The 19,696-nt window shown below is 65.7% G+C and carries 20 protein-coding genes and 1 tRNA gene; 11 read left to right on the top strand and 10 right to left on the bottom strand.

Going from position 1 to position 19,696, the window contains the following annotated elements:
* Positions 1 to 18 precede the first annotated feature (18 nt).
* The 4 genes from ACO1P8_RS12110 to msrB are packed head-to-tail and all read right to left on the bottom strand — an operon-like array spanning position 19 to position 2,078.
* Positions 19 to 795: a peptidylprolyl isomerase gene (locus ACO1P8_RS12110; RefSeq protein WP_486296129.1), complete on the bottom strand. Its 777-nt coding sequence runs from the start codon at positions 793 to 795 to the stop codon at positions 19 to 21.
* A gap of 10 nt (positions 796 to 805) precedes the next feature.
* Positions 806 to 1,072, bottom strand: a complete 267-nt coding sequence (locus ACO1P8_RS12105) for a BolA family protein (RefSeq protein WP_486296128.1) — start codon at positions 1,070 to 1,072, stop codon at positions 806 to 808.
* 20 nt (positions 1,073 to 1,092) lie between these two features.
* Positions 1,093 to 1,683 carry a septation protein A gene (locus ACO1P8_RS12100; RefSeq protein WP_486296127.1) on the bottom strand — a complete coding sequence of 197 codons (591 nt, stop codon included), beginning with the start codon at positions 1,681 to 1,683 and terminating at the stop codon, positions 1,093 to 1,095.
* Entirely contained in the window at positions 1,680 to 2,078 is a 399-nt protein-coding gene (msrB, locus tag ACO1P8_RS12095; RefSeq protein WP_486296126.1) for a peptide-methionine (R)-S-oxide reductase MsrB, read from the bottom strand. Before msrB ends, ACO1P8_RS12100 begins: the two co-directional genes overlap by 4 nt.
* Before the next feature lie 53 nt (positions 2,079 to 2,131).
* Here msrB and ACO1P8_RS12090 point away from each other — a divergent pair, with 53 nt between their 5' ends.
* The 7 genes from ACO1P8_RS12090 (at position 2,132) to ACO1P8_RS12060 (ending at position 9,133) form a co-directional block, all read left to right on the top strand.
* A complete protein-coding gene (locus tag ACO1P8_RS12090) occupies positions 2,132 to 2,809 on the top strand; it encodes an energy-coupling factor ABC transporter ATP-binding protein (RefSeq protein WP_486296125.1) in 678 nt (225 codons plus the stop codon).
* Positions 2,806 to 3,402 carry an energy-coupling factor transporter transmembrane component T family protein gene (locus ACO1P8_RS12085; protein WP_486296124.1) on the top strand — a complete coding sequence of 199 codons (597 nt, stop codon included), beginning with the start codon at positions 2,806 to 2,808 and terminating at the stop codon, positions 3,400 to 3,402. The genes ACO1P8_RS12090 and ACO1P8_RS12085 overlap by 4 nt, the downstream gene beginning before the upstream one ends.
* Positions 3,403 to 3,481: 79 nt before the next feature.
* Entirely contained in the window at positions 3,482 to 4,042 is a 561-nt protein-coding gene (locus ACO1P8_RS12080) for a biotin transporter BioY (protein WP_486296123.1), read from the top strand.
* Positions 4,043 to 4,197: 155 nt separating this feature from the next.
* Complete coding sequence (locus tag ACO1P8_RS12075) at positions 4,198 to 5,358, top strand: ABC transporter substrate-binding protein (RefSeq protein WP_486296144.1); 1,161 nt, start codon at positions 4,198 to 4,200, stop codon at positions 5,356 to 5,358.
* 78 nt (positions 5,359 to 5,436) lie between these two features.
* Positions 5,437 to 6,477 (top strand): branched-chain amino acid ABC transporter permease, encoded by a 1,041-nt coding sequence (locus ACO1P8_RS12070; protein ID WP_486296122.1) that lies wholly within the window; start codon positions 5,437 to 5,439, stop codon positions 6,475 to 6,477.
* Positions 6,478 to 6,485: 8 nt separating this feature from the next.
* A complete protein-coding gene (locus tag ACO1P8_RS12065) occupies positions 6,486 to 8,366 on the top strand; it encodes a branched-chain amino acid ABC transporter ATP-binding protein/permease (protein WP_486296121.1) in 1,881 nt (626 codons plus the stop codon).
* Positions 8,363 to 9,133 (top strand): ABC transporter ATP-binding protein, encoded by a 771-nt coding sequence (locus ACO1P8_RS12060; protein ID WP_486296120.1) that lies wholly within the window; start codon positions 8,363 to 8,365, stop codon positions 9,131 to 9,133. The genes ACO1P8_RS12065 and ACO1P8_RS12060 overlap by 4 nt, the downstream gene beginning before the upstream one ends.
* On the opposite strand, the gene pepE is transcribed toward ACO1P8_RS12060, so the two are convergent.
* Both pepE and ACO1P8_RS12050 read right to left on the bottom strand, forming a co-directional pair.
* Positions 9,106 to 9,816 (bottom strand): dipeptidase PepE, encoded by a 711-nt coding sequence (gene pepE, locus ACO1P8_RS12055; RefSeq protein WP_486296119.1) that lies wholly within the window; start codon positions 9,814 to 9,816, stop codon positions 9,106 to 9,108. The genes ACO1P8_RS12060 and pepE overlap by 28 nt on opposite strands.
* Positions 9,817 to 9,821: 5 nt before the next feature.
* The gene (locus ACO1P8_RS12050) at positions 9,822 to 10,247 is read right to left on the bottom strand and encodes an AroM family protein (RefSeq protein WP_486296118.1); all 426 of its coding nucleotides are present in this window, start codon (positions 10,245 to 10,247) and stop codon (positions 9,822 to 9,824) included.
* A 140-nt stretch (positions 10,248 to 10,387) separates the two neighbouring features.
* On the opposite strand from ACO1P8_RS12050, the gene ACO1P8_RS12045 reads away from it, so the two are divergent.
* Genes ACO1P8_RS12045 through ACO1P8_RS12035 form a run of 3 tightly spaced genes read left to right on the top strand, consistent with a single transcriptional unit; the run spans position 10,388 to position 13,144 of the window.
* Positions 10,388 to 11,176: a class II aldolase/adducin family protein gene (locus ACO1P8_RS12045; RefSeq protein WP_486296117.1), complete on the top strand. Its 789-nt coding sequence runs from the start codon at positions 10,388 to 10,390 to the stop codon at positions 11,174 to 11,176.
* A gap of 31 nt (positions 11,177 to 11,207) precedes the next feature.
* The gene (locus ACO1P8_RS12040) at positions 11,208 to 12,206 is read left to right on the top strand and encodes a Bug family tripartite tricarboxylate transporter substrate binding protein (RefSeq protein WP_486296116.1); all 999 of its coding nucleotides are present in this window, start codon (positions 11,208 to 11,210) and stop codon (positions 12,204 to 12,206) included.
* A gap of 41 nt (positions 12,207 to 12,247) precedes the next feature.
* Positions 12,248 to 13,144 (top strand): amidohydrolase family protein, encoded by an 897-nt coding sequence (locus tag ACO1P8_RS12035; RefSeq protein ID WP_486296115.1) that lies wholly within the window; start codon positions 12,248 to 12,250, stop codon positions 13,142 to 13,144.
* A 12-nt stretch (positions 13,145 to 13,156) separates the two neighbouring features.
* On the opposite strand, the gene ACO1P8_RS12030 is transcribed toward ACO1P8_RS12035, so the two are convergent.
* Positions 13,157 to 13,249, bottom strand: a tRNA-Sec gene (locus ACO1P8_RS12030).
* A gap of 319 nt (positions 13,250 to 13,568) precedes the next feature.
* Between ACO1P8_RS12030 and ACO1P8_RS12025 the strand changes: the two genes are divergently transcribed.
* On the top strand, positions 13,569 to 15,053 hold the full coding sequence (locus tag ACO1P8_RS12025; protein WP_486296114.1) for a SulP family inorganic anion transporter: 1,485 nt from the start codon (positions 13,569 to 13,571) through the stop codon (positions 15,051 to 15,053).
* 59 nt (positions 15,054 to 15,112) lie between these two features.
* Here the strand turns inward: ACO1P8_RS12025 and selB are convergent, their stop codons facing one another.
* From selB to fdhE, 3 genes are read right to left on the bottom strand one after another with little or no spacing between them, the layout of a single operon-like run.
* A complete protein-coding gene (gene selB, locus ACO1P8_RS12020) occupies positions 15,113 to 17,041 on the bottom strand; it encodes a selenocysteine-specific translation elongation factor (RefSeq protein WP_486296113.1) in 1,929 nt (642 codons plus the stop codon).
* Positions 17,038 to 18,489, bottom strand: a complete 1,452-nt coding sequence (selA, locus tag ACO1P8_RS12015; protein ID WP_486296143.1) for an L-seryl-tRNA(Sec) selenium transferase — start codon at positions 18,487 to 18,489, stop codon at positions 17,038 to 17,040. The genes selB and selA overlap by 4 nt, the downstream gene beginning before the upstream one ends.
* A gap of 57 nt (positions 18,490 to 18,546) precedes the next feature.
* Positions 18,547 to 19,476, bottom strand: a complete 930-nt coding sequence (fdhE, locus tag ACO1P8_RS12010; protein WP_486296112.1) for a formate dehydrogenase accessory protein FdhE — start codon at positions 19,474 to 19,476, stop codon at positions 18,547 to 18,549.
* Positions 19,477 to 19,696: the final 220 nt, after the last annotated feature.

Here is a 19,696-nt window from a genome sequence, read left to right as displayed (position 1 = left end):
GGCAATGGGCAAATACGCTTACTGTACCTTGGCCTGGTCGCGCAGCGATTTCTGGTAATCGGCAAGTACTTGCTGGCGCAGCATTTCCTCGAGCTGCGGGCGCACCTGGTCCAGCGGCGGGAATTCCACCGGACGAGTATCTTCGACCTGGATGATGTGCCAGCCGTATTGGGTCTGCACCGGCTTCTCGGCGAGTTCACCCTTCTTCAGGGACGTGACGGCCTGGGCGAAAGGCGCGACGTAGTTGGTGGGCGGGGCCCAGCCGAGGTCGCCACCTTTTTCCGCGCTGCCAGGATCCTTGGACTCCTTCTTGGCGGCGTCTTCGAACTTCAGCTTGCCACTTTTGATCTGGGCCAGCAGGTCGTTGGCGGTTTTTTCATCGGAGACCAGAATATGGCGGACCTTGTATTCCAGCTTGCCGGCCTGCTGCTGCTTGACCTCGTTGTATTGGTCCTGGACCTGCTTGTCCGTAACCGGATGCTTTTGCAGGTAGTCGGCCATCAGGGCACGCACCAGGATGCCCTGGCGAGCCAGCTCCATTTCGGTCTGGACGTCGGGCTGTTTCGCCACGCCGGCCTTCTCGGCGGCTTGCACGAAAATCTGGCGATTGATCATTTCCTGCTTGACCTGCTCGCGCAGCTGGGGCGAATCGGTGGCGCCCTGGCTGACCAGCAGCTTGACGAACTGGTCCAGGCTTTTCTGGGTAATGGGTTTGCCGTTGACCGTCGCCACGTTCTGGGCAAAAGCGGGGGCGGCAATCACGCAAGCCGCCACCAGCAGGATAAAGCGTTTCATGTAGGTCCTTTCAAGGAGTACGGGTTTCCAGCGCAAGCGCGTGGATAGGGTAAGGCATTAAATCATTCAAATGATCATACACCAGGCGATGACGCGCGACCGGTGAAAGCCCTGCGAATTTGGCGGATGTAATCCTCACTGTGAAGTGCGAGGCGCCGCCATGCGCGCCGGCATGTCCCGCATGCAAATGGGAGTCGTCCTGGATGTCCAGCTCCACGGGTGCGAGCGCTTGCAGGCGCTGGCGAATGGTAGCAGCCACGTCCGTTATTTGAGTCATGGAAAGTTGTTCAAATCAATTCAGTTTTCGCCCGCCTTGCGGGCGGCTTCGTCGGCGGTTTCACCGGTATGGCCGGGCGGTTGCAAATGCCGGCCCAGCCAGAGCGATTGCGCAATCACGAAAACAATCATCAGGCCCATCAGGCCGAATGCCTTGAAGGTAACCCATTCGGATTCCGAAAAATGGCCGGAAAATGCCACGTAGAGATTCGCCGCGCCGGCGACCAGGAAGAACACCGCCCAGGTGGCATTGAGTTTGTCCCAGACCGGATCGGGCAGCGCGATCTGTTTGTCCAGCAGCCGGCGCACCAGGTTGCGTTTGAATATCCAGCGGCCGACCAGCAATGCGCCGCCGAACAGCCAGTACAGCACCGTCGGTTTCCATTTGATGAAAACATCGCTGTGCAGCCATAGCGTCGCGCCGCCGAAGACGACGATCACGGTCAGATTGATCCAGTGCATGCCTTCTATCGGGCGGCTCGTCAGTTTGAGCCACAGGATTTGCAGGATGGAGGCGGTAATTGCGACCGCTGTCGCCGTATAGATTCCCGCATAGCGATATGCGATGAAAAACAGCAGCAGCGGAAACAGATCGAATAGAAACTTCTTCATTCTTCGGCAGGTTCGAATTTCAATGCGAGGGAATTAATGCAGAATCGCCGGCCTGTCGGCGGCGGGCCATCCGGGAAAACATGGCCCAGATGCGAATCGCATACATTGCACAATACCTCCGTGCGTACCATGTCATGGCTGGTATCACGTTGCTCGCGCACCAGGTCCGGGCCCAGGGGTTCGTAGTAGCTGGGCCAGCCGCAGCCGGCATCGAACTTGGTGTCGGAGGCGAAGAGCGCGGTGCCGCAGGCAACGCAGCGGTAGGTGCCCGGGGCGGTGGTGTCCCAGTAGCGTCCGGTGAAGGCCCTTTCCGTCCCCTTTTCGCGCGTAACGTAGAACTCGTCCGGAGACAGCAGAGCGCGCCATTGGGCTTCGGTCTTTCGTACTTTTTCCATGTAGGCGCCGGGAGTTCCGGGGCAATGAGCAGGTTCGGGCATAATCGCGCCCCATGTTAATCGAGTTTGATCATGCCGTCGTGAAGACGCCTCGCGCGGAGATTCTGCATGGGGTGAGCACGGTGCTGAGCGAACGGCGCATCGGCATCGTCGGGCCTAACGGGGCGGGCAAGAGCACCCTGGCCCGGCTCATCAATGGGCTGGTCCTGCCCTCGTCGGGGGCGGTGCGGGTCAATGGCCACGACACGCGCCAGGCGACGCGCGCCGTCCGGCGGGAGGTGGGTTTCGTTTTCCAGAATCCGGAAAACCAGATCGTCTTTCCCATCGTTCGGGAGGACATGGAATTCGGCCTGAAGACGCTGGTGCCCGACAAGGCGGCGCGCCAGGCCCGGGCGGTCGAACAGCTGGCGGCGTTGGGCATCGCGCATCTGGCGGACCGTGCCAGCCACTCGTTGTCCGGCGGTGAGCGGCAACTGGTGGCGCTGGCCGCCGTGCTGGTGATGCGTCCCAATGTGATCGTATTCGACGAGCCCACGACCCAACTGGACCTGCGCAACCGCAATCGGGTGCGTGCGGCCATTGCCGGCCTGGCGTGCGACGCAGTGGTGGTCAGCCACGACCTGGAACTGCTGGAAGATTTCGACCGCGTGCTGGTCATCGCGGCGGGCAGGGTCGCCGCCGACGACCGGCCCGCCGCCGCGCTGCATTGGTATCGGGAGCATTGCTCATGATGGAGCCGCTGTATGTCGACGGCGACGGCCTGTTGCACCGCATCCCGGCGCCGTACAAGCTGATCGTGCTCGTGGCGGCGGGCGCGGCGCTGTTCCTGGTGCACAGGCTGGAGGGCCTGGCCCTCGCTTTCGCGTGCGGCGTGCTGCTGCTTACCCTGTCGGGCGCCGGCGCCCGCTCGCTGTGGCGTCATGTGCGCGGCCTGTTGCCCATTCTGGCCGTGGTGGGGGGCTGCACCGCCTGGTTCGACGGCTGGGCCCATGCGGCGGAGATCCTGCTGCGCGTGGCCGCCCTGATGGCGCTCGCCCTGGCCGTGACCCTGACGACGCGTACCAGCGACCTGATACAGGTATGCGAACGGGCCTTGCATCCGCTGGACCGGCTGGGCTGGATCGATGCGGGCCGCGTCGCACTGGCGCTGGCGCTGACGCTGCGTTTCATTCCCGAGATATGGCGGAATTACCAGGACATCCGCGAGGCCCAGGCGGCGCGCGGGCTATCGCGCAATGCGCTGGCGCTGACGGTACCCCTGCTGGTGCGCACGCTCAAGCGCGCCGACGAAGTCGGCGACGCCATCGACGCGCGCGGCGGCTGAGGCGGGTATTCGGCAAGGGCAGGCATCGATACATCGACGCATTCACGCGTTTCACTATAAAGAAAGAGGAGAGGTCCGCATGCGCACGAGGGATACCGCCACGGTGGCCATGTTTGCTGCCTTTATCGTCGTATTGAGCCTGGCGCCGCCCATACCGGTGCCGGCGCTGCCCGTGCCGATTACGCTGCAGGCGCTCGGCGTCATGCTGGCGGGTTGCATGCTGGGGCCGGCACGGGGCGCGGCGGCCGTCGGACTCTATCTGGTGCTGGCGGCGATCGGGCTACCGGTGCTGCCCGGGGGGCGCGGCGGCCTGGGTGTGTACGCGGGTCCGACGGGCGGATTCCTGGTCGGCATGCTGTTCGGCGCCGCGCTGTGCGGCGCCATGGCGCAACGGGTGGGGCGGTCGGGTGCCGGCACGCTGCGGGCGATGCTGGGCTACTTTGCCTCGGCGCTGGCGGGCGGGCTGGTCGTGGTCTACGCCATCGGCATTCCCTGGCTGGCCGCCATCGCCGGCATGACGCTGGGCAAGGCGGCGCTGGCCATGGCGGTGTTTCTGCCGGGCGATATCGCCAAGGCGGTACTGGCGGCCCTCGTAACGCAGCGTGTGCGCCGGGTATGGGCGTTCGACGGCGAGCGCTGAGACGCCGTCTAAGGGTGACTACCGAGAGCCATGCGCCCAGGCAATTTGATACCTTTCTGAACCTATAATCCGATTTTCTGTATAGCTTGCAGAATCGGTTCATATGTTGTTGCTGCCGGGCGCACAGCGCCGGCCACTTCCTGGAGACTTCAATGATGCATCCCAAGCACAAGACGCGCCTCGTGGCGGCGGCGCTGGCCCTGGCCTTGCCGCTGCTGGCGCACGCACAAATCAAGGTCGGCGTCACTCTCTCCAGCACCGGTCCGGCCGCGTCGCTGGGGATTCCGGAGCGCAACACCGTCGCCTTGCTGCCCAAGGAGGTCGCCGGGCAGAAGATCGACTGGATCGTGCTGGACGATGCGACCGACACGACGCAAGCCGTGAAGAACATGCGGAAGTTCGTGAGCGAGGACAATGCAGACGTGGTGATCGGCTCCTCCGTGACGCCTGCTTCCCTGGCAATGGTGGACGTTGCCGGTGAAACCAAGACGCCGATGATCAGCGTGGCGGCAAGCGTAAAGATCGTCGACCCGGTCGACGGGCCGCGCAAGTGGGCTTTCAAGACGCCGCAGAACGACGCCCTGATGGCGAGCGCGCTGGCCGACGCGATGGTCAAGGGCAAGGTCAAGACCCTGGGCTTCATCGGTTTCGCCGATGCCTATGGCGATAGCTGGCTGCAGGAAATCAGGAACGCGGCGGAGAAGAAGGGAATCAAGATCGTCGCCGTTGAAAAGTTCAGCCGTACGGATACCAGCGTGACGGGGCAGGTGCTGAAGCTGGTCGGCGCGCGTCCGGACGCCGTGTTGATCGCAGGTTCGGGCACGCCCGCGGCGTTGCCGCAGAAGGAACTGCGCGCGCGGAACTACGGTGGGCTGATCTACCAGACGCACGGCGTGGCCAATGGCGATTTCCTGCGCGTCTGCGGCAAGGATTGCGAGGGTATGCTGCTGCCTGCCGGCCCCCTGCTGGTGGCGGAACAGTTGCCCGATAGCAATCCGGTGAAGAAGTCGGCGCTGGCTTACGTGGCTGCCTATGAAAAAGCGCATGGCGCCGGCTCGGTCAGTACCTTCGGCGGCCATCTGTGGGACGCCGGCCAGCTCGTGCTGGCGGCCGTTCCGGTTGCGCTCAAGACGGCCAAGCCGGGTACGCCGGAGTTCCGCGCCGCGATGCGCGATGCCCTGGAAAACATCAAGAACCTCGCGGCCTCGCAGGGCGTCTTCAATATGAGCCCGACCGATCACGCCGGCTTCGACGAGCGCGCGCGCGTGATGGTGAAAGTGCAGAACGGCAAGTGGGTCTACCAGCCGGGCCTGTGACACGGCGTACATGAAGCACACATCGGCGCACGCGCCCGAGAGGTCGCGCGCGCCGATGTCTTCCACGGTAAAGGGACGATGGATTCTTCCATAGCGTTCATCCTGCTGCAGGACGGCGTAGTCAGCGGGTCGATCTACGCCTTGCTCGGCATGGCGCTGGTGCTGGTATTCGCAGTGACGCGGGTGATTTTCATCCCTCAGGGCGAATTCGTCGCGTTCGGCGCGTTGACGCTGGCCATGCTGGTGGACGGCAAACTGCCGGGTACGGTGTACCTGCTGCCCCTGCTGGGCGGCGTGGTGTTCCTGCTGGAGCTGGGGCGCGCGGTGCGCTTGCGCACCGTTGCCGCCTTGCCGAAGGTCATCCTGGTCAATCTGGTGCTGCCGGCACTGCTGTACTGGGCGACCAGCCAGCTGGCCGGCGCCGATACGCCGCTATGGCGCAACATGCTGCTGACCTTGCTGCTGATCGTGCCGATGGGGCCGATGGTGTATCGCATCGTCTACCAACCGCTGGCCGAAGCCAGTGTGCTGGTCCTGCTGATTACCTCCGTCGCCGTGCATTTCGTGCTGGTCGGGCTGGGCCTGGTCTTCTTCGGCGCGGAAGGCTGGCGCACGCCGGCCTTCGTCGATGGGCAGGTGGACCTGGGCGTTACCGCCTGGTCGGCCCAAAGCCTGTTCGTGGTGGGAACGTCCCTGGTCCTGATCCTGGCGCTGTGGCTGTTCTTCGGCAAGACGCTCTATGGCCGCGCGCTGCGCGCCACCGCGGTGAACCGCCGTGGCGCACGGCTGGTCGGCATCAGCAGCACGATCTCCGGCAGCATTACTTTCACCCTGGCGGCGCTGATGGGCGCCATCTCCGGGATACTGATCGCACCGGTCACCACGGTCTATTACGACACGGGCTTCCTGATCGGCCTGAAAGGCTTCGTCGGGGCGATCATCGGCGCGCTCGCCAGCTATCCGGTGGCCGCCGCCGGGGCGCTGCTGGTGGGACTGCTGGAATCGTTCTCTTCGTTCTGGGCCAGCGCCTACAAGGAAGTGATCGTATTCACCCTGATCATTCCCGTGCTGTTGTGGTTGTCGCTGCGCGGCGGCGGCCATGCCGAGGCCGAGGAATAGGGACGCTGATGAAGACGACTTTGCTGCGGCGACTGCCCCTGCTGCTTTTCGTGGTGCTGCTGGCGCTGTTGCCGCTATTGGCCGCCACGCCGGAATTCTGGATCACCCAGCTGAATTACATCGGGCTGGCCAGCCTGGTGGTATTGGGGCTGGTGGTGCTGACCGGCGTCAGCGGGCTGACGTCCTTCGGACAGGCCGCCTTCGTCGGCATCGGTGCCTATGCCACGGCCTGGCTGACGACGGCGCTGGGCTGGTCGCCGTGGCTGGGCCTGTTGGCCGGGCTGATACTGACGGGCGCGGTCGCCTGGATGCTGGGCGCGGTGACGCTGCGCCTGTCGGGTCATTACCTTCCCCTGGGGACCATTGCCTGGTGCCTGGCGCTGTTCTATCTGTATGGCACCGTGGACGCGCTTGGCCGCCACGACGGTATCGCGGGCATCGTCCCCTTGACGCTGTTCGGCGTGTCGCTGGCCGGCGGCCGCGAAATCTATTACCTGATCTGGCTGCTCGTGCTGGCGGCCGTCTGGGTGACCGGCAATCTGCTGGATTCGCGTCCCGGCCGAGCCATCCGCGCGCTGCGCAACGGCGCGGGCATGGCGGAATCCATGGGCGTGAACACCCGGCGCTACAAGGTTGTCGTGTTCGTCTACGCGGCCTTGCTGGCCAGTGTGTCCGGCTGGCTGTACGCGCACATGCAGCGCGCCGTCAGCCCCAGCCCCTTCGGCCTGAACTATGGCATCGAATACCTCTTCATGGCGGTGGTGGGCGGCGCGGCCTACGTTTGGGGCGCCTTGCTGGGTTCGGCCATCATCCTGGTGCTGAAAGACCAGATCCAGAACGTCCTGCCGCGACTGCTGGATACCACCGCGAACTTCGAATTGATCGTATTCGGCGTCCTGTTGATCGTGATGCTGCAGTATGCCCGCGATGGCGTCTGGCCCATGCTGGCGGCCGGCTGGCGGCGCGTGGCGGGTGGCCCGTCGGCCCGCGGCCGGGCCTTGCCGCCGCGCGAGGCGCCGCCCCTGGAGCGCCGTACCCGGCCCGCGGCGGGGCAGGCGGTGCTGGAAGTGGATGCCATCCGCAAGACCTTCGGTGGCCTGGTGGCCGTCAATGATATTTCCTTCACCGTGCGCGCCGGCGAGATCATGGGCCTGATCGGCCCCAACGGCGCGGGCAAGAGCACGACCTTCAACCTGATCACCGGCGTGCTGCCCTGCACGCGCGGCGGCGTAAGCTTCATGGGGGAGCCTATCGAACGCCTGTCCGCGCGCGATATCGCCCGGCGTGGCGTCGGTCGCACCTTCCAGCATGTGCAGTTGCTGCCGGGCATGACCGTGCTCGAAAATGTGGCCCTTGGCGCCCACCTGCGCGCCGACGTGGGTGTGCTGGCGGGGGCCCTGCGCCTGGACCGTCCGGCGGAGGCGCGGCTGCTGCACGAAGCGGCGCGCCAGCTCGAACGGGTGGGGCTGGGCGACTGCATGCACGAACAGGCCGGCAATCTGGCGCTGGGCCAGCAGCGGATCCTGGAAATCGCGCGGGCGTTGGCGAGCGACCCCATCCTGCTGCTGCTGGACGAACCCGCCGCCGGATTGCGCTACAAGGAAAAGCAGGCCCTGGCTCAGGTGCTGGAGCAATTGCGCGACGAAGGCATGAGCATCCTTCTGGTGGAGCACGATATGGATTTCGTCATGCGCCTGACCAATCATCTGGTCGTCATGGATTTCGGTACCAAGCTGGCCGAAGGTATTCCGTCGGATATCCAGCGCGATCCGGCGGTGCTGCAAGCGTACCTGGGCGGCCTGGACGACGACGACGCAGTCCTGCCGGATACGGCGGGCGCGGCGGCATCGCCGGAAGCATCCGGCGCGGCGGCGGGAGAAGCGCGATGAACGCTCCTGGTGTGTCCGCCGATACCGGCATGCCGCTGCTGCGGGTGGAAAGCCTGGCCGCGCGCTACGGCAAGGTGGCGGCGCTTGCTCCCGTTTCGTTGTCGGTCCAGGCAGGCAGCATCGTGACGGTGATCGGCGCCAACGGCGCCGGCAAGTCGACGATGCTCAACGCCATCATGGGCGCCTTGCCGCAGACCGGACAGGCATCCGGCCAGGTATGGCTGGACGGCAAGGATGTGTCGGCCTGGCCCGTCGAAAGGCGCGTTGGTGCGGGTATGTCGCTGGTGCCGGAACGGCGCGAGCTGTTCGCCAGCATGTCGGTGGAAGACAATCTGCTGCTGGGTGGATTTCGCCGCTATCGCCTGCGCGAGGCCGGTTGGCGCGACAGCATGCACGACATCTTCGAACTCTTCCCGCGCCTGAAAGAACGCCGCGCGCAGCAGGCGGGCACCTTATCGGGCGGCGAGCGCCAGATGCTGGCCGTCGGGCGTGCACTGATGGCCAAGCCGCGATTGCTGATGCTGGACGAGCCCAGCCTGGGCCTGGCCCCACGCATCGTTCGCGAAATCTTCCACATCATCGCGCGCCTGCGCGAAGCGGGCGTGTCGATCCTGCTGGTGGAGCAGAATGCCCGAGCCGCCTTGCAGGTGGCCGACCACGGTTACGTGCTGGAAACCGGCGAGGTCGCGCTGTCGGGCCCTGCCGCGGATCTGGTCCACAACCCGCGCGTCGTGGAAAGCTATCTGGGGTTGGGCAAGGCGGCCTGATCGACGGCCGTGCCGTCGCGCAATTCCACCGGCGCTTGTCCGTGGCGGAATACATAGCCCGTATGCGGCCCGTGGAAAGTCATGCGCTTGCCATCGCCGGCCAGCCAATCGCCTTCCGGCAAGCCCACCACCGTGGCGGCCGGATTGGCGACGAGGAATTCGGCGATGCGGTCGTTGCGCGTTTCGCCCTGATGTCCCGCCGGCAGGGCGTTGGTGTAGTGCGGATTGATCTGGAAGCCGATCAGCCCCAGGGCATCGAAACCGCCCGGATCGACGATAGGCATGTCGTTGGTGGTGCACAGCGTGGGGCATGCCAGGTTGGCGCCGGCGCTCCAGCCGGAATACGGCGTGCCGGCCTTCACGCGCTGCGCAATGGCCTGCAGCCAGCCCCGGCGGCGGCATTCGGCCACCAGCTGGAAAGTGTTGCCGCCGCCGACCAGGATCAGGTCGTAGCGGTCGGCAGCGCCGGCGTCCACCGTATGCGCGCCGGTCAATTCCAGGCCCAGCGGGGCCAGGCTTTTGCCGACGTTGGCGGTGTAGTCGTCCCAACTGGTGGTGACCCCGGCGAAAGGCACGAACAGGGTCTTGCGACGCTCGCCCGCCAGCGCGCGCAGGGGCTTACGGGCATGTGTCAGGTAGCTGCCGTCGGGAGACCGGGAGTTGCTGAAAAGTAGCAGGTGCATGGACATCAGGTTACGAGCTCCGCGACAAGTTTTGCGATCAGGGCGTTGGACAGGACCGTGGGCGGGCCGCTGGCGCGCCGCGCGGCGGCACGGTGGTTCTCGACGAAGCCCATGCAGTCCATCAGCAGCATCTGCGCGCCGCGCTCGCGCAGCGTCCGCGCCGCCGTTTCGACGGCTCGCAGGCTCTCGTCGTAGGGCGATGCGGCCGCGCACAGGGCGTCAGGGACAGGATGGAAAACTTGCCGGCTTCGCTGGTGGCCTGTTCCGCCAGGGGCACGATGATACCGACCTGGCGGTCCCCGGCCAAGGCGGCGGTGGCCGGGTGGCCAGCAGTGGCTGGCCCGGCCGGGGCGCGTAGCGCGCCGCGAGCGGTAATGCGGGCTTTCTCCAGGGCGTTGCAGTGCACCATCGAAGGACGGGAAACGCCGCATTCTCAAATCGGCAAGCCCAGCAGCCCGAAGACTCGTAACATCTCCTTTCTGGCGCTGTCCCGTCCGGATGGGCGGGCATGCCCGTCGCCAGTCGCGGAGCCCAGAGTGCGCCCGCCGTATCGCCAGGCCAGGAGACCACCATGATGAAGCACGAACTGAAGATTTCTTCGATGAAAGAGCAATGCACCGAGGCGGAATGGGAGGCCCGCGTGGACCTGGCGGCCTGTTACCGGCTGATCGCGCATTACGGCATGTCGGACATGATCGCCAACCACATTTCGCTGCGCGTGCCGGGCGAGTCGGGGGCATTCCTGATCAACGCCTACGGCCTGCTTTATGAAGAAATCACGGCCTCCAGCCTGCTGAAGATCGATCATCACGGCAACATCCTGAGCAAGCCGGATTTCGGCCCCCATCTTTCCTACGGCGTGAACAAGGCGGGCTTCGTCATCCATAGCGCGATCCACGAAAAGCGCCCGGAAGTCGACTGCGTGATCCACACGCACACCTGGGCCGGCATGGCGGTATCGTCGCTGGCGTGCGGACTGCTGCCGATCAACCAGACCTCGATGCGCTTCGCGAAAATCGGCTACCACGACTACGAAGGCGTGGTGCTGGACCTGAGCGAGCAGGAATCCCTGTGCCGCGACCTGGGCCAGAACGAAGCGCTGATACTGCGCAACCATGGCCTGCTCACCGTCGGCCGCTCCATCGGCGAAGCCTTTAACTGGATGCATAGACTGGAAGTGTCCTGCCGCGCGCAACTGGCCGCGATGGCCTGCAATGCGCCGCTGAATCCGGTATCCAAGGACGTCATCCAGGCCACGTGGAACCAGTACCAGCCGGGAACGCGGCGCCCCTACGGCCAGATGGAATGGCCGGCGCTGCTGCGCCTGGCGGACCGCCTGGACCCGTCCTACCGCACGTAATCGTTTTCTTCCAAAAAGTTCGGAGACTTTAATGAAGCAGTTGAAAGGCGCTGTCAAAGCGCTGGGGATCGTTGTCGCCCTGAGCCTGGGCACCCACGCAGGCCAGGCGGCGGCGGAGGGCTTTCCCGACAAGCCGATCCGTCTGGTGGTTCCCTATCCGCCCGGAGGCAATCTGGACATCACCACCCGCGCCATTACTACCGCCATGGCCCGGTACCTGAAACAGTCCATCGTGGTAGAGAACCTGGGCGGCGCCGGCGGCTCGATCGGCGCCGGCAATGTGGCGCGATCGGCGCCGGATGGCTATACGGTGCTCTCCACCACCATCGTGCCGCTGGTCGTCAACCCGACATTGGTGCCCGGCACCAAGGTGAAGCTGAGCGACTTCGAACCGGTGGGGATGCTGGCTGTGGTGCCCTCCGTGCTGGAAGTGAACGCCAAGAACAAGCAGGGCATCACCGACTTCAAGAGTTTCATTGCCTATGCCAAAGCGCACCCCGGCGAACTGGCCGTGGCCCATTCCGGGACGGGCACCACCAACCACATCGCGGAGCTGCTGCTGGAGCGGGACTTCGGCATCAAGATGAACCCGATCCCGTACAAGGGATCCGCGCCCGCGCTGGCGGATCTGCTGGGTAATCAGGTCGACGGCATGGTGGATCAGCTAACCAGCTCGCAGCCGCAGATCCAGGGCGGTGCCCTGACCGCGCTGGCCGTGACGTCCGCCAAGCGCGTGTCGCAGTTGCCGAACGTCCCGACGGTGGCCGAACTGGGCAAGCCGGACTTCGAGATGGTGACCTATTCGGCGCTGATGACGCCCAAGGGCACGCCGCTGGCCGTGCGCCAGGTGCTGAACGATGCGCTGGCCAAGGCGGTGGCCGATCCCGACGTGCAACGCCAGTTGGCGAGCATCGGCTCGGAAGTGGTACCGTCCACCATCGACCAGGCCGGGCAGATCTTCGCCAAAGAAGAAGCCAAGCTGCAGCCGCTGCTGACTTCCGGCGTGCTCAAGCCCGAGAACGCCCGCTAGGCGATGCCGCAACATCCGAATCCGATAACATCGAACGAGACATGACCAAGCCCTGTTTGCCGCCTCATTCCGGCTTCGCGCCGGTGCGTTTTACCGTGCCGGCGGGTGCGTGCGATTCGCATGCGCACGTCTTCGGTCCCTACGACCGCTTTCCCTTGAGCGAAGACCGCAGCTATACGCCGCCGGAAAACGGCGCCGAGCGTTTCATCGCCCACCTGGATCGCCTGGGCCTGACCCGGGGCGTGCTGGTCACGGCCAGCGCGCAGGGCGACGACAACCGCAACGTGCTGCAGGCCCTGGCCGCCTATCCGGAGCGCCTGCGGGCCGTGGCCGTCATCCGCGGCGATATTTCGGACAAGGATCTGGACGCGTTGGCGGACCAGGGTGTGCGTGGCGCCCGCTTCAATCTGTACAAGCATGACGGCAAGGCGGTTTACCGCAATGGCGTCGGCATCGACGATTTCGTCGCGCTGGCGCCGCGCCTGAAGGCGCGTGGCATGCATGCCCAGATCTGGATCCATGCGCCGGATCTGCCGGAACTCGCCCCCACCCTGCTGGCATCCGGCGTGGACCTGGTGGTCGATCACCAGGGGCGCATGAACGCATCCCGTAGCGTGGGCGACCCGGGATTCCAGTTCCTGTGCAAGCTGCTCGCCGAGGGCAAGGCCTGGACCAAGATATCGGGCGCGGATCGCAATACCGCGGTGGGATCGCCGTTTCCCGATATCGCGCCCTTCGCGACGTCGCTGTTGAAGGCCAACAGCGAACGCGTCGTCTGGGGCACGGATTGGCCACACATCAATTACTACGAGGCGGCGCACGTGCCGGATGACGGCATCCTGCTGAATCTGCTGGCGGATTGGATGCCGGACGAAGCCACGCGCAAGCGCGTGCTGGTGGACAACCCGGCGCGGCTGTACGGTTTCGGCGCCGTTTGATGGCAATCGGGGCGGAAGGCAGCAGGAGTCGAACCTACGTGGGAACGTCTGACGTCCCCAACCGGGTTTGAAGCCCGGCCGTGCCACCGGGCACGGATGCCTTCCGGAAAAAAGCCATTGTATGGGATAGAATCGCGGATCGCGCGGATGCGGGCGCGCTCCGCATCTTCACCATCCGATCCGAGAGACCCATGTAATTTCCCGCGAACCTCCCTCGTCTTCATCATCTGGCCGACTGGGGTTCTTGGGGCTCGGACACACCGTCGCACGCATGCCGCTGTGCAGCGTGGCACGGTATCAGACGCCGCATCTTTCGTCAGGAACGACATCCGCCGCGCTGCGGCCGCTGCCTTCCGGCGACTGCCGCCATGCAAGCCCGCAACCGTCGCGGCCAGCCTGTTCAATCGTTTTGCAGGCTTTCATCATGTCTCTCCATAGCTTTCGCGAGGATTGGCTTTCCAATATCCGTGGCGATATCCTCGCGGGTATTGTCGTCGCCCTGGCGCTGATCCCCGAGGCGCTCGCGTTCTCCATCATTGCCGGCGTCGATCCGGCGGTCGGCCTCTATGCCGCCTTCAGTATCGCCGTGGTTTCGGCGATCGCGGGGGGGCGACCGGGGATGATTTCCGCTGCGACGGGCGCCGTCGCCCTGGTGATCACGTCGCTGGTCAAGGACCATGGCGTCCAGTATGTACTGGCTGCCGGCATCCTGGCGGGCCTCCTGCAGATCGGCGCAGGCTGGCTGAAGCTGGGCGGCCTCATGCGCTTCGTGTCGCGGTCGGTCATCACCGGCTTTGTCAACGCTCTGGCAATCCTGATCTTCCTGGCGCAACTGCCGGAACTGGCAGGCGTACCGCACTACGTCTACGCGATGGTCGCCGGCGGACTGGCGATTATCTACGTGTTTCCGCGTCTGACCCGCGCCGTGCCATCGCCCCTGGTCTGCATCATCGTGCTTACCGCGATCTCCATGGCGCTCAAGTTGGACCTGCGCACCGTGGGCGACATGGGATCTTTCCCCGACCAGTTGCCCGCCTTCGCGCTGCCGGATGTGCCGATCTCTTTCGAGACGCTGCGCGTCATCCTGCCGTATTCGATCAGCATCGCCGTCGTCGGCTTGCTGGAATCCCTGATGACCGCCGCGATCGTCGACGACTACACGGACACGTCCAGCGACAAGAACAGGGAATGCCGCGGTCAAGGGCTTGCGAATATCGTGGCGGGCTTCCTGGGCGGCATGCCGGGCTGCGCGATGATAGGGCAGTCGGTCATCAATATGAAATCGGGCGGGCGCGGGCGCCTTTCGACTTTTGTCGCCGGCGCCTTCCTGCTGGTGCTGGTGGTGTTTCTTGGGCCATGGGTGAAGCAGATCCCGATGGCCGCCCTGGTCGCGGTCATGATCATGGTTTCCATCAGTACATTCAGCTGGCGATCCTTGCGTAACCTGAAGGGTCATCCGGCAAGTTCGTCCATCGTTATGCTGGCGACCGTCGTGGTCGTCGTGGCGACCGGAAACCTGGCCAAAGGGGTCTTGGTAGGTGTGCTGCTCAGCGCGGTGTTCTTTGCCTCCAAGGTGCGCCGGGTGCTGCAGGTGGATTCCTCTCTGGACAAAGCGATGGGCGAGCGGCGCTATCGCGTGCACGGCCAGGTCTTTTTCGCCTCGTCGGAAGCATTGGTTTCGGAATTTGACTTCAAGGAAGACATCGAGTCGGTCATTCTGGACCTATCGCACGCCCATTTCTGGGATATCACGGCGATCGACGCACTGGATCGCATCGTGCACAAGTTCCGGCGCAACGGTATCGGCGTAGAGGTCACGGGCCTGAATCGCGCCAGCGCGACCATGATCGAAAAGTACGGCTTACACGACAAGGGGGCTGGGCACACGCAACGCGCGCCGTCGCATTAAGGCCGTCCATCGGCCCGGGTTACTCCCGGGCGATTCCTGGCCCGCCGTGCAGCGCCAGTCTAACGTTCGTACATGCGCGCGCCGCCGTCTGTGCGCAGCACATGCAGGTTGCGCAGGCGGCGCGTGTAGCCGATGCGGTCGAAGTACTCCAGGATCTGAATGGCGCGCTTGCGTCCCAGCCCCGTGGCGTCGCGGAAACCGGCGGCGTCGACGGCTCCCGCGCTGGCGCCGGCCGTGAGCGCGGCGACCAAGGCCGCCAATTCGGCAACCCTGTCGCGGTGATAGAACAGATCGGTGACGATCTGCGCCACATCCCCGCGGCGCAGCAGTTTGCGCAGGACCGCGCGCACCGTGTCTTCCGGAATGTTGTGGTCTCGGGCCAGGTCGCGCACCCAGGGCGGATCGTAGGCGCCGGCATGCAGCAGGGGCAGCAGCCGTTGCGCCAGCGCGCCTTCCTCGTCATCCAGGCGCACCGCATGCCCAGGCAGATGCAGCCAGGGACCGTTGCGGGCGATGACGCCGTCTTTCACCATGTCGTCGATCAATGACTGCCAGAGCGCGTCGTTCAAAGTGGGCAGGGCGATGCGGCGCAGCCGCGCGCTGTCCGCGCCGGGCTCGTCCGGCGTCTCGCGATGCAGGCGCGCCAGGGCGGCCAGGATCGCCTCGCGCAGCGCTTCCCAGTAAGGCCGCAGGATCAGCGTGCGCGGCGCATGGGCTCCCCGCGAGGTGATCCACAGCGCGTCCTCGGGCAGTGGCAGATCGTCGACCGGACATCCGGCCAGCCGCATCAGCACATCCTCGGTCAGGCCGTGGGGTGCTTGCGAGAGCGGTTCGCGGATGCCGTTCCCGTCCAGCATGGCGCCGATGGCAGTCAGCCATGCCAGCCGTTGCGGCGTGCGCCGTCGGCGGTCGGGGGCATCGGCGTCGAGCACGCGGCCGCCGCCCAGCGTCTGCGTGGCCTGGGCGTTGCGCACGATATAGCGATCGCCCGGCATGGCGCAGACCGGCGCATCGAAGACGAGCTGTGCGAGTCCGGTTTCCCCCGGCGCCATGCCAGGACCGGACAGCGGCACGATATGGGCCATATGATGGGCCGCGCCGAGGTGGACGTGGACGGGAAGCCAGGTCGTTACCGGTGTTTCGGCCGATGCGAGCAGCCGCATGTCGACATCGATGTGCCGGGACGGCTTGAAGCAGCGTGCATCGGCGATCCAGTCGCCACGCGCGATGGCCGATTTGTCGATGCCGGCGATGTTCAGCGCGCAGCGCTGGCCGGCCTGGCCCGTATCGCTGGCCCGGTTCTGCGCATGGATACCGCGTATCCGTACGGGGGTGCCGGCTGGCATCAGCTTGAGCGTGCCGGCGCCGTCGGTGACGCGTCCGGCGTGCACCGTCCCCGTCACGATGGTGCCTTGCCCGGGCAGGCTGAACACGCGATCCACGGCCAGCCTGAAGAGGCCGGCGGCCCGGCGCGCGGGCAGCGTCGCGGCGGCTTCTTCCAGGCAGACCCGCAGGGCACGCGTCCCCAGGTCCACGTTGCTGGTTGCGTTGACCGCGAACACCGGGGCCTGTGCCAAAAAGGTGCCTGCGGCCAGCGCGCGCGCCTGTTCGCGGACCGCGTGGATACGCTCCGCATCCACGCGGTCCGCTTTGGTAATCGCGATCGCCCCATGCCGTATCCCCAGCAATTGCAGGATGGCGAGGTGTTCGCGTGTCTGCGGCATGACGCCGTCATCGGCGGCGATCACCAGCAGGCCGAAATCGATGCCGCCCGCGCCGGCGGCCATCGTGTGCACCAGCTTTTCATGGCCCGGCACGTCGATATAGCCCAGTACGTCGCCATTGCTCAACGGGGTGTACGCGTAGCCCAATTCGATGGAGATGCCGCGCGCCTTTTCTTCTTTCAGCCTGTCCGTATCGACGCCGGTCAGGGCGCGGATCAGCGTCGTCTTGCCATGGTCGATATGGCCCGCGGTACCGACGATCATGCCAGCGACGCTTCCAGCTGTGCCAGGAACGCCGCCTCGTCGCGCGCTTCCAGGCAGCGCAGGTCCAGCCACAAGGCATTGTCGGCGATACGTCCGATCACCGGCCGCGGCAAGGCACACAGGCTGGCCTCCAGTTTTTCCAGGGCCCGTCCCGGTCGTCCGGTGCCCGCGTGGCGGATTGCATAGCCATAGCTGGGCAATTGGTCCACCGGCAAGGCGCCGCTGCCGATCTGGCTGAACATCGGCGCGGCCACGGCTGTGTAGCCCGCGCCCAGCGCCTGTTGCAGCACGGGCAGCATGCGTTCGGCCTGCTCGCGCATGTGCATGGCCGGGCGCGTCAGCAGCCTCAGCGTGGTCAGCCGCTCGGCCAACCGTTCGGGCGCCCGGTATAGCGCCAGTACGGGCTCCAGCGCGGCCAGCGTCAGCTTGCCTACCCGCAGCGCCCGCTTCAAGGGGTTCTTCTTAATCTTGCGTATCAAGTCGGCGCGTCCCACGATCAATCCCGCCTGGGGGCCGCCCAGCAGCTTGTCGCCACTGAAGGTCACCAGGTCCGCCCCGGCGGATAGCGTGTCCCGCACGGTCTCTTCGCGCGGCAGCCCCCAGCGCCCCAGGTCCAGCAGCGTGCCGCTGCCCAGGTCCACCGTCATCGGCAGGCCGGCCTGGTGGGCGATGCGTGCCACCTGCGCCACGCCCACGCTATGGGTGAAGCCGGTCACGGCGTAATTGCTGCAATGCACCTTCATCAGCATGCCGGTGCGCGGCCCGATGGCGGATTCGTAATCGGAAGGATGCGTGCGGTTGGTGGTGCCGACTTCGACCAGCTTCGCGCCGGCCCGCTTCATGACGTCCGGAATGCGGAACGCGCCGCCGATCTCGACGAGTTCGCCGCGCGACACAATGACTTCGCGGCGATCCGCCAGGGAGTTCAGCATCAGCAACACGGCCGCGGCATTATTGTTGACGACCGTTGCCGCCTCGGCACCGGTCAGTTCGCGCAACAGGCCTTCGACCAGGTCATCGCGATCGCCGCGTCCGCCGGTATCCAGGTCGAATTCCAGGTTCGCCGGCGCGGTCAGTGCCCGCACGACCGCCGCTACAGCGTCGTCGGGCAGCAGGGCGCGGCCCAGGTTGGTGTGCAGCACCGTGCCGGTCAGGTTGAAGACCGTGCGCAAGTGCGGCCGCGCGGCGGCGTCCAAAGCGGCCTGTACCTGTCGCGCGATGGCCAGGACATCAATCGAAGCCCGGGCCAGCCGTCCCTGCAGGGCCGCCTGGCGCAGGGTATCCAGCTGGGCGCGCAAGGCAGCGACCACCTGGGTATGTCCGTACGCCTCCAGCAGCGGGTGCATGGGCGGTGCATGCAGCAGGCGGTCCAGCGAAGGGATATCCGCCGCGCGTGCAGTATCGGCATCGGCTACCGGCGCATCGGCAACGACGTCACGCGCATCCATCGCATCGGCGGGAGCCGTCTCGCGCGGAATTTTTCGGCCCGTCCGTCCGGCCATGGCTTATTCCTCTTCCTGCCACAAGAGGGGATTGCCGCTGGAGCGGCTATAGTCCGCTTCGCCCATCAGCACATCCAGCACCAGGCTGGCAAGGTCGTCGGCCACGGGCTCCACGTTCATGTCTTTTTCCTGATAGAAGATCTTGCGATAGGTGCGGCAGTGTTCGCAGGATTCCGCCTTGATCGCTTCCGGGCCGCCTTCGACACCGTGATAGGCGATACCTTCGGTCGACTCGCAGTGCGTGCATTTCACGCGCACCATATGCCATTCGGTCGCGCACAGCGAGCAGCACAGGTAGCGGTAGCCTTGATATTGCCCGCCGATCCGCACCACGCTGGCCACGGGCAGGCTCCCGCATAGCGGGCAGACGCCGGACGGGCTGACGACAGGCAGCTGGCCGGGATCGAAGCGACAGGCGAGGTCCGTCCAGACGACTTGCAGGGCGGCCATGATGAAGGGAGCGGCGGCGCCGTCGGCGATCGCCGTGCTTTGGCCGAGCAAGGCATCGGCCAGCGTCTCGATGCGGGCCGGATCGTCATCCAGGGCTTGCCGGATTTCCTGGCATGCGGCCACCGCTTCGGGCGGTACGCCCGCCGAGCGCGCCACATCGTTCAGCAACTGGCGCAATACCCCCTGCCAGGCGGGATCGCGCTGCCATCCCGCCGCCTGTAGGGGCGGCATGCCATGGGCCTGCGCCAGGGCGATGCGCTCGGCCGAGGCGCCCGGCGTCGCGCAGGCGGCCAGCGCGCGCTGCTGCGCATCGGTCAGGCTGGCCATCAGCAACAGGTAATCGCCTACCGGACTGTCCGCAGCCAGCTGGCGCAGCCTCGCCGCGCGGCCGGCAAAGACGCTGTCCCGCGCAGGCAAACGCAGGCGCGGCAGGGCATTATGGTCCAGCGCTTCGATTTCGCCGCGTTGAAGAATACGTTGCAAAACGGTCTCCGGTGAAAGAATAAAAAAAGCCCCCATGCTGCGCCGGCAAGCCGGCTTGCTGCCCCCCGAGGGGGTTTTTTGCCTTGGGGCGGCCCGGCGGCAAAAAAAGCCCCCATGCTGCGCCGGCAAGCCGGCTTGCTGCCCCCCGAGGGGGTTTTTTGCCTTGGGGCGGCCCGGCGGCAAAAAAAGCCCCCATGCTGCGCCGGCAAGCCGGCTTGCT

Source organism: Bordetella sp., from assembly GCF_057362025.1.
This window is presented reverse-complemented; position numbering and strand designations above follow the sequence as displayed.

What these genes read in the sequence shown, in the direction of transcription:
- ACO1P8_RS12060 (WP_486296120.1), top strand. Translation starts at nt 8,363, where the DNA reads ATGAACGCTCCTGGTGTGTCCGCCGATACCGGCATGCCGCTGCTGCGG.
- ACO1P8_RS12040 (WP_486296116.1), top strand. Translation starts at nt 11,208, where the DNA reads ATGAAGCAGTTGAAAGGCGCTGTCAAAGCGCTGGGGATCGTTGTCGCC.
- ACO1P8_RS12035 (WP_486296115.1), top strand. Translation starts at nt 12,248, where the DNA reads ATGACCAAGCCCTGTTTGCCGCCTCATTCCGGCTTCGCGCCGGTGCGT.
- ACO1P8_RS12065 (WP_486296121.1), top strand. Translation starts at nt 6,486, where the DNA reads ATGAAGACGACTTTGCTGCGGCGACTGCCCCTGCTGCTTTTCGTGGTG.
- ACO1P8_RS12110 (WP_486296129.1), bottom strand. Translation starts at nt 795, where the DNA reads ATGAAACGCTTTATCCTGCTGGTGGCGGCTTGCGTGATTGCCGCCCCC.
- ACO1P8_RS12080 (WP_486296123.1), top strand. Translation starts at nt 3,482, where the DNA reads ATGCGCACGAGGGATACCGCCACGGTGGCCATGTTTGCTGCCTTTATC.
- selA (WP_486296143.1), bottom strand. Translation starts at nt 18,489, where the DNA reads ATGGATGCGCGTGACGTCGTTGCCGATGCGCCGGTAGCCGATGCCGAT.
- ACO1P8_RS12045 (WP_486296117.1), top strand. Translation starts at nt 10,388, where the DNA reads ATGATGAAGCACGAACTGAAGATTTCTTCGATGAAAGAGCAATGCACC.
- ACO1P8_RS12070 (WP_486296122.1), top strand. Translation starts at nt 5,437, where the DNA reads ATGGATTCTTCCATAGCGTTCATCCTGCTGCAGGACGGCGTAGTCAGC.
- ACO1P8_RS12050 (WP_486296118.1), bottom strand. Translation starts at nt 10,247, where the DNA reads ATGCGGCGTTTCCCGTCCTTCGATGGTGCACTGCAACGCCCTGGAGAA.
- ACO1P8_RS12025 (WP_486296114.1), top strand. Translation starts at nt 13,569, where the DNA reads ATGTCTCTCCATAGCTTTCGCGAGGATTGGCTTTCCAATATCCGTGGC.
- pepE (WP_486296119.1), bottom strand. Translation starts at nt 9,816, where the DNA reads ATGCACCTGCTACTTTTCAGCAACTCCCGGTCTCCCGACGGCAGCTAC.
- selB (WP_486296113.1), bottom strand. Translation starts at nt 17,041, where the DNA reads ATGATCGTCGGTACCGCGGGCCATATCGACCATGGCAAGACGACGCTG.
- ACO1P8_RS12075 (WP_486296144.1), top strand. Translation starts at nt 4,198, where the DNA reads ATGCATCCCAAGCACAAGACGCGCCTCGTGGCGGCGGCGCTGGCCCTG.
- msrB (WP_486296126.1), bottom strand. Translation starts at nt 2,078, where the DNA reads ATGGAAAAAGTACGAAAGACCGAAGCCCAATGGCGCGCTCTGCTGTCT.
- ACO1P8_RS12105 (WP_486296128.1), bottom strand. Translation starts at nt 1,072, where the DNA reads ATGACTCAAATAACGGACGTGGCTGCTACCATTCGCCAGCGCCTGCAA.
- ACO1P8_RS12085 (WP_486296124.1), top strand. Translation starts at nt 2,806, where the DNA reads ATGATGGAGCCGCTGTATGTCGACGGCGACGGCCTGTTGCACCGCATC.
- ACO1P8_RS12090 (WP_486296125.1), top strand. Translation starts at nt 2,132, where the DNA reads ATGTTAATCGAGTTTGATCATGCCGTCGTGAAGACGCCTCGCGCGGAG.
- ACO1P8_RS12100 (WP_486296127.1), bottom strand. Translation starts at nt 1,683, where the DNA reads ATGAAGAAGTTTCTATTCGATCTGTTTCCGCTGCTGCTGTTTTTCATC.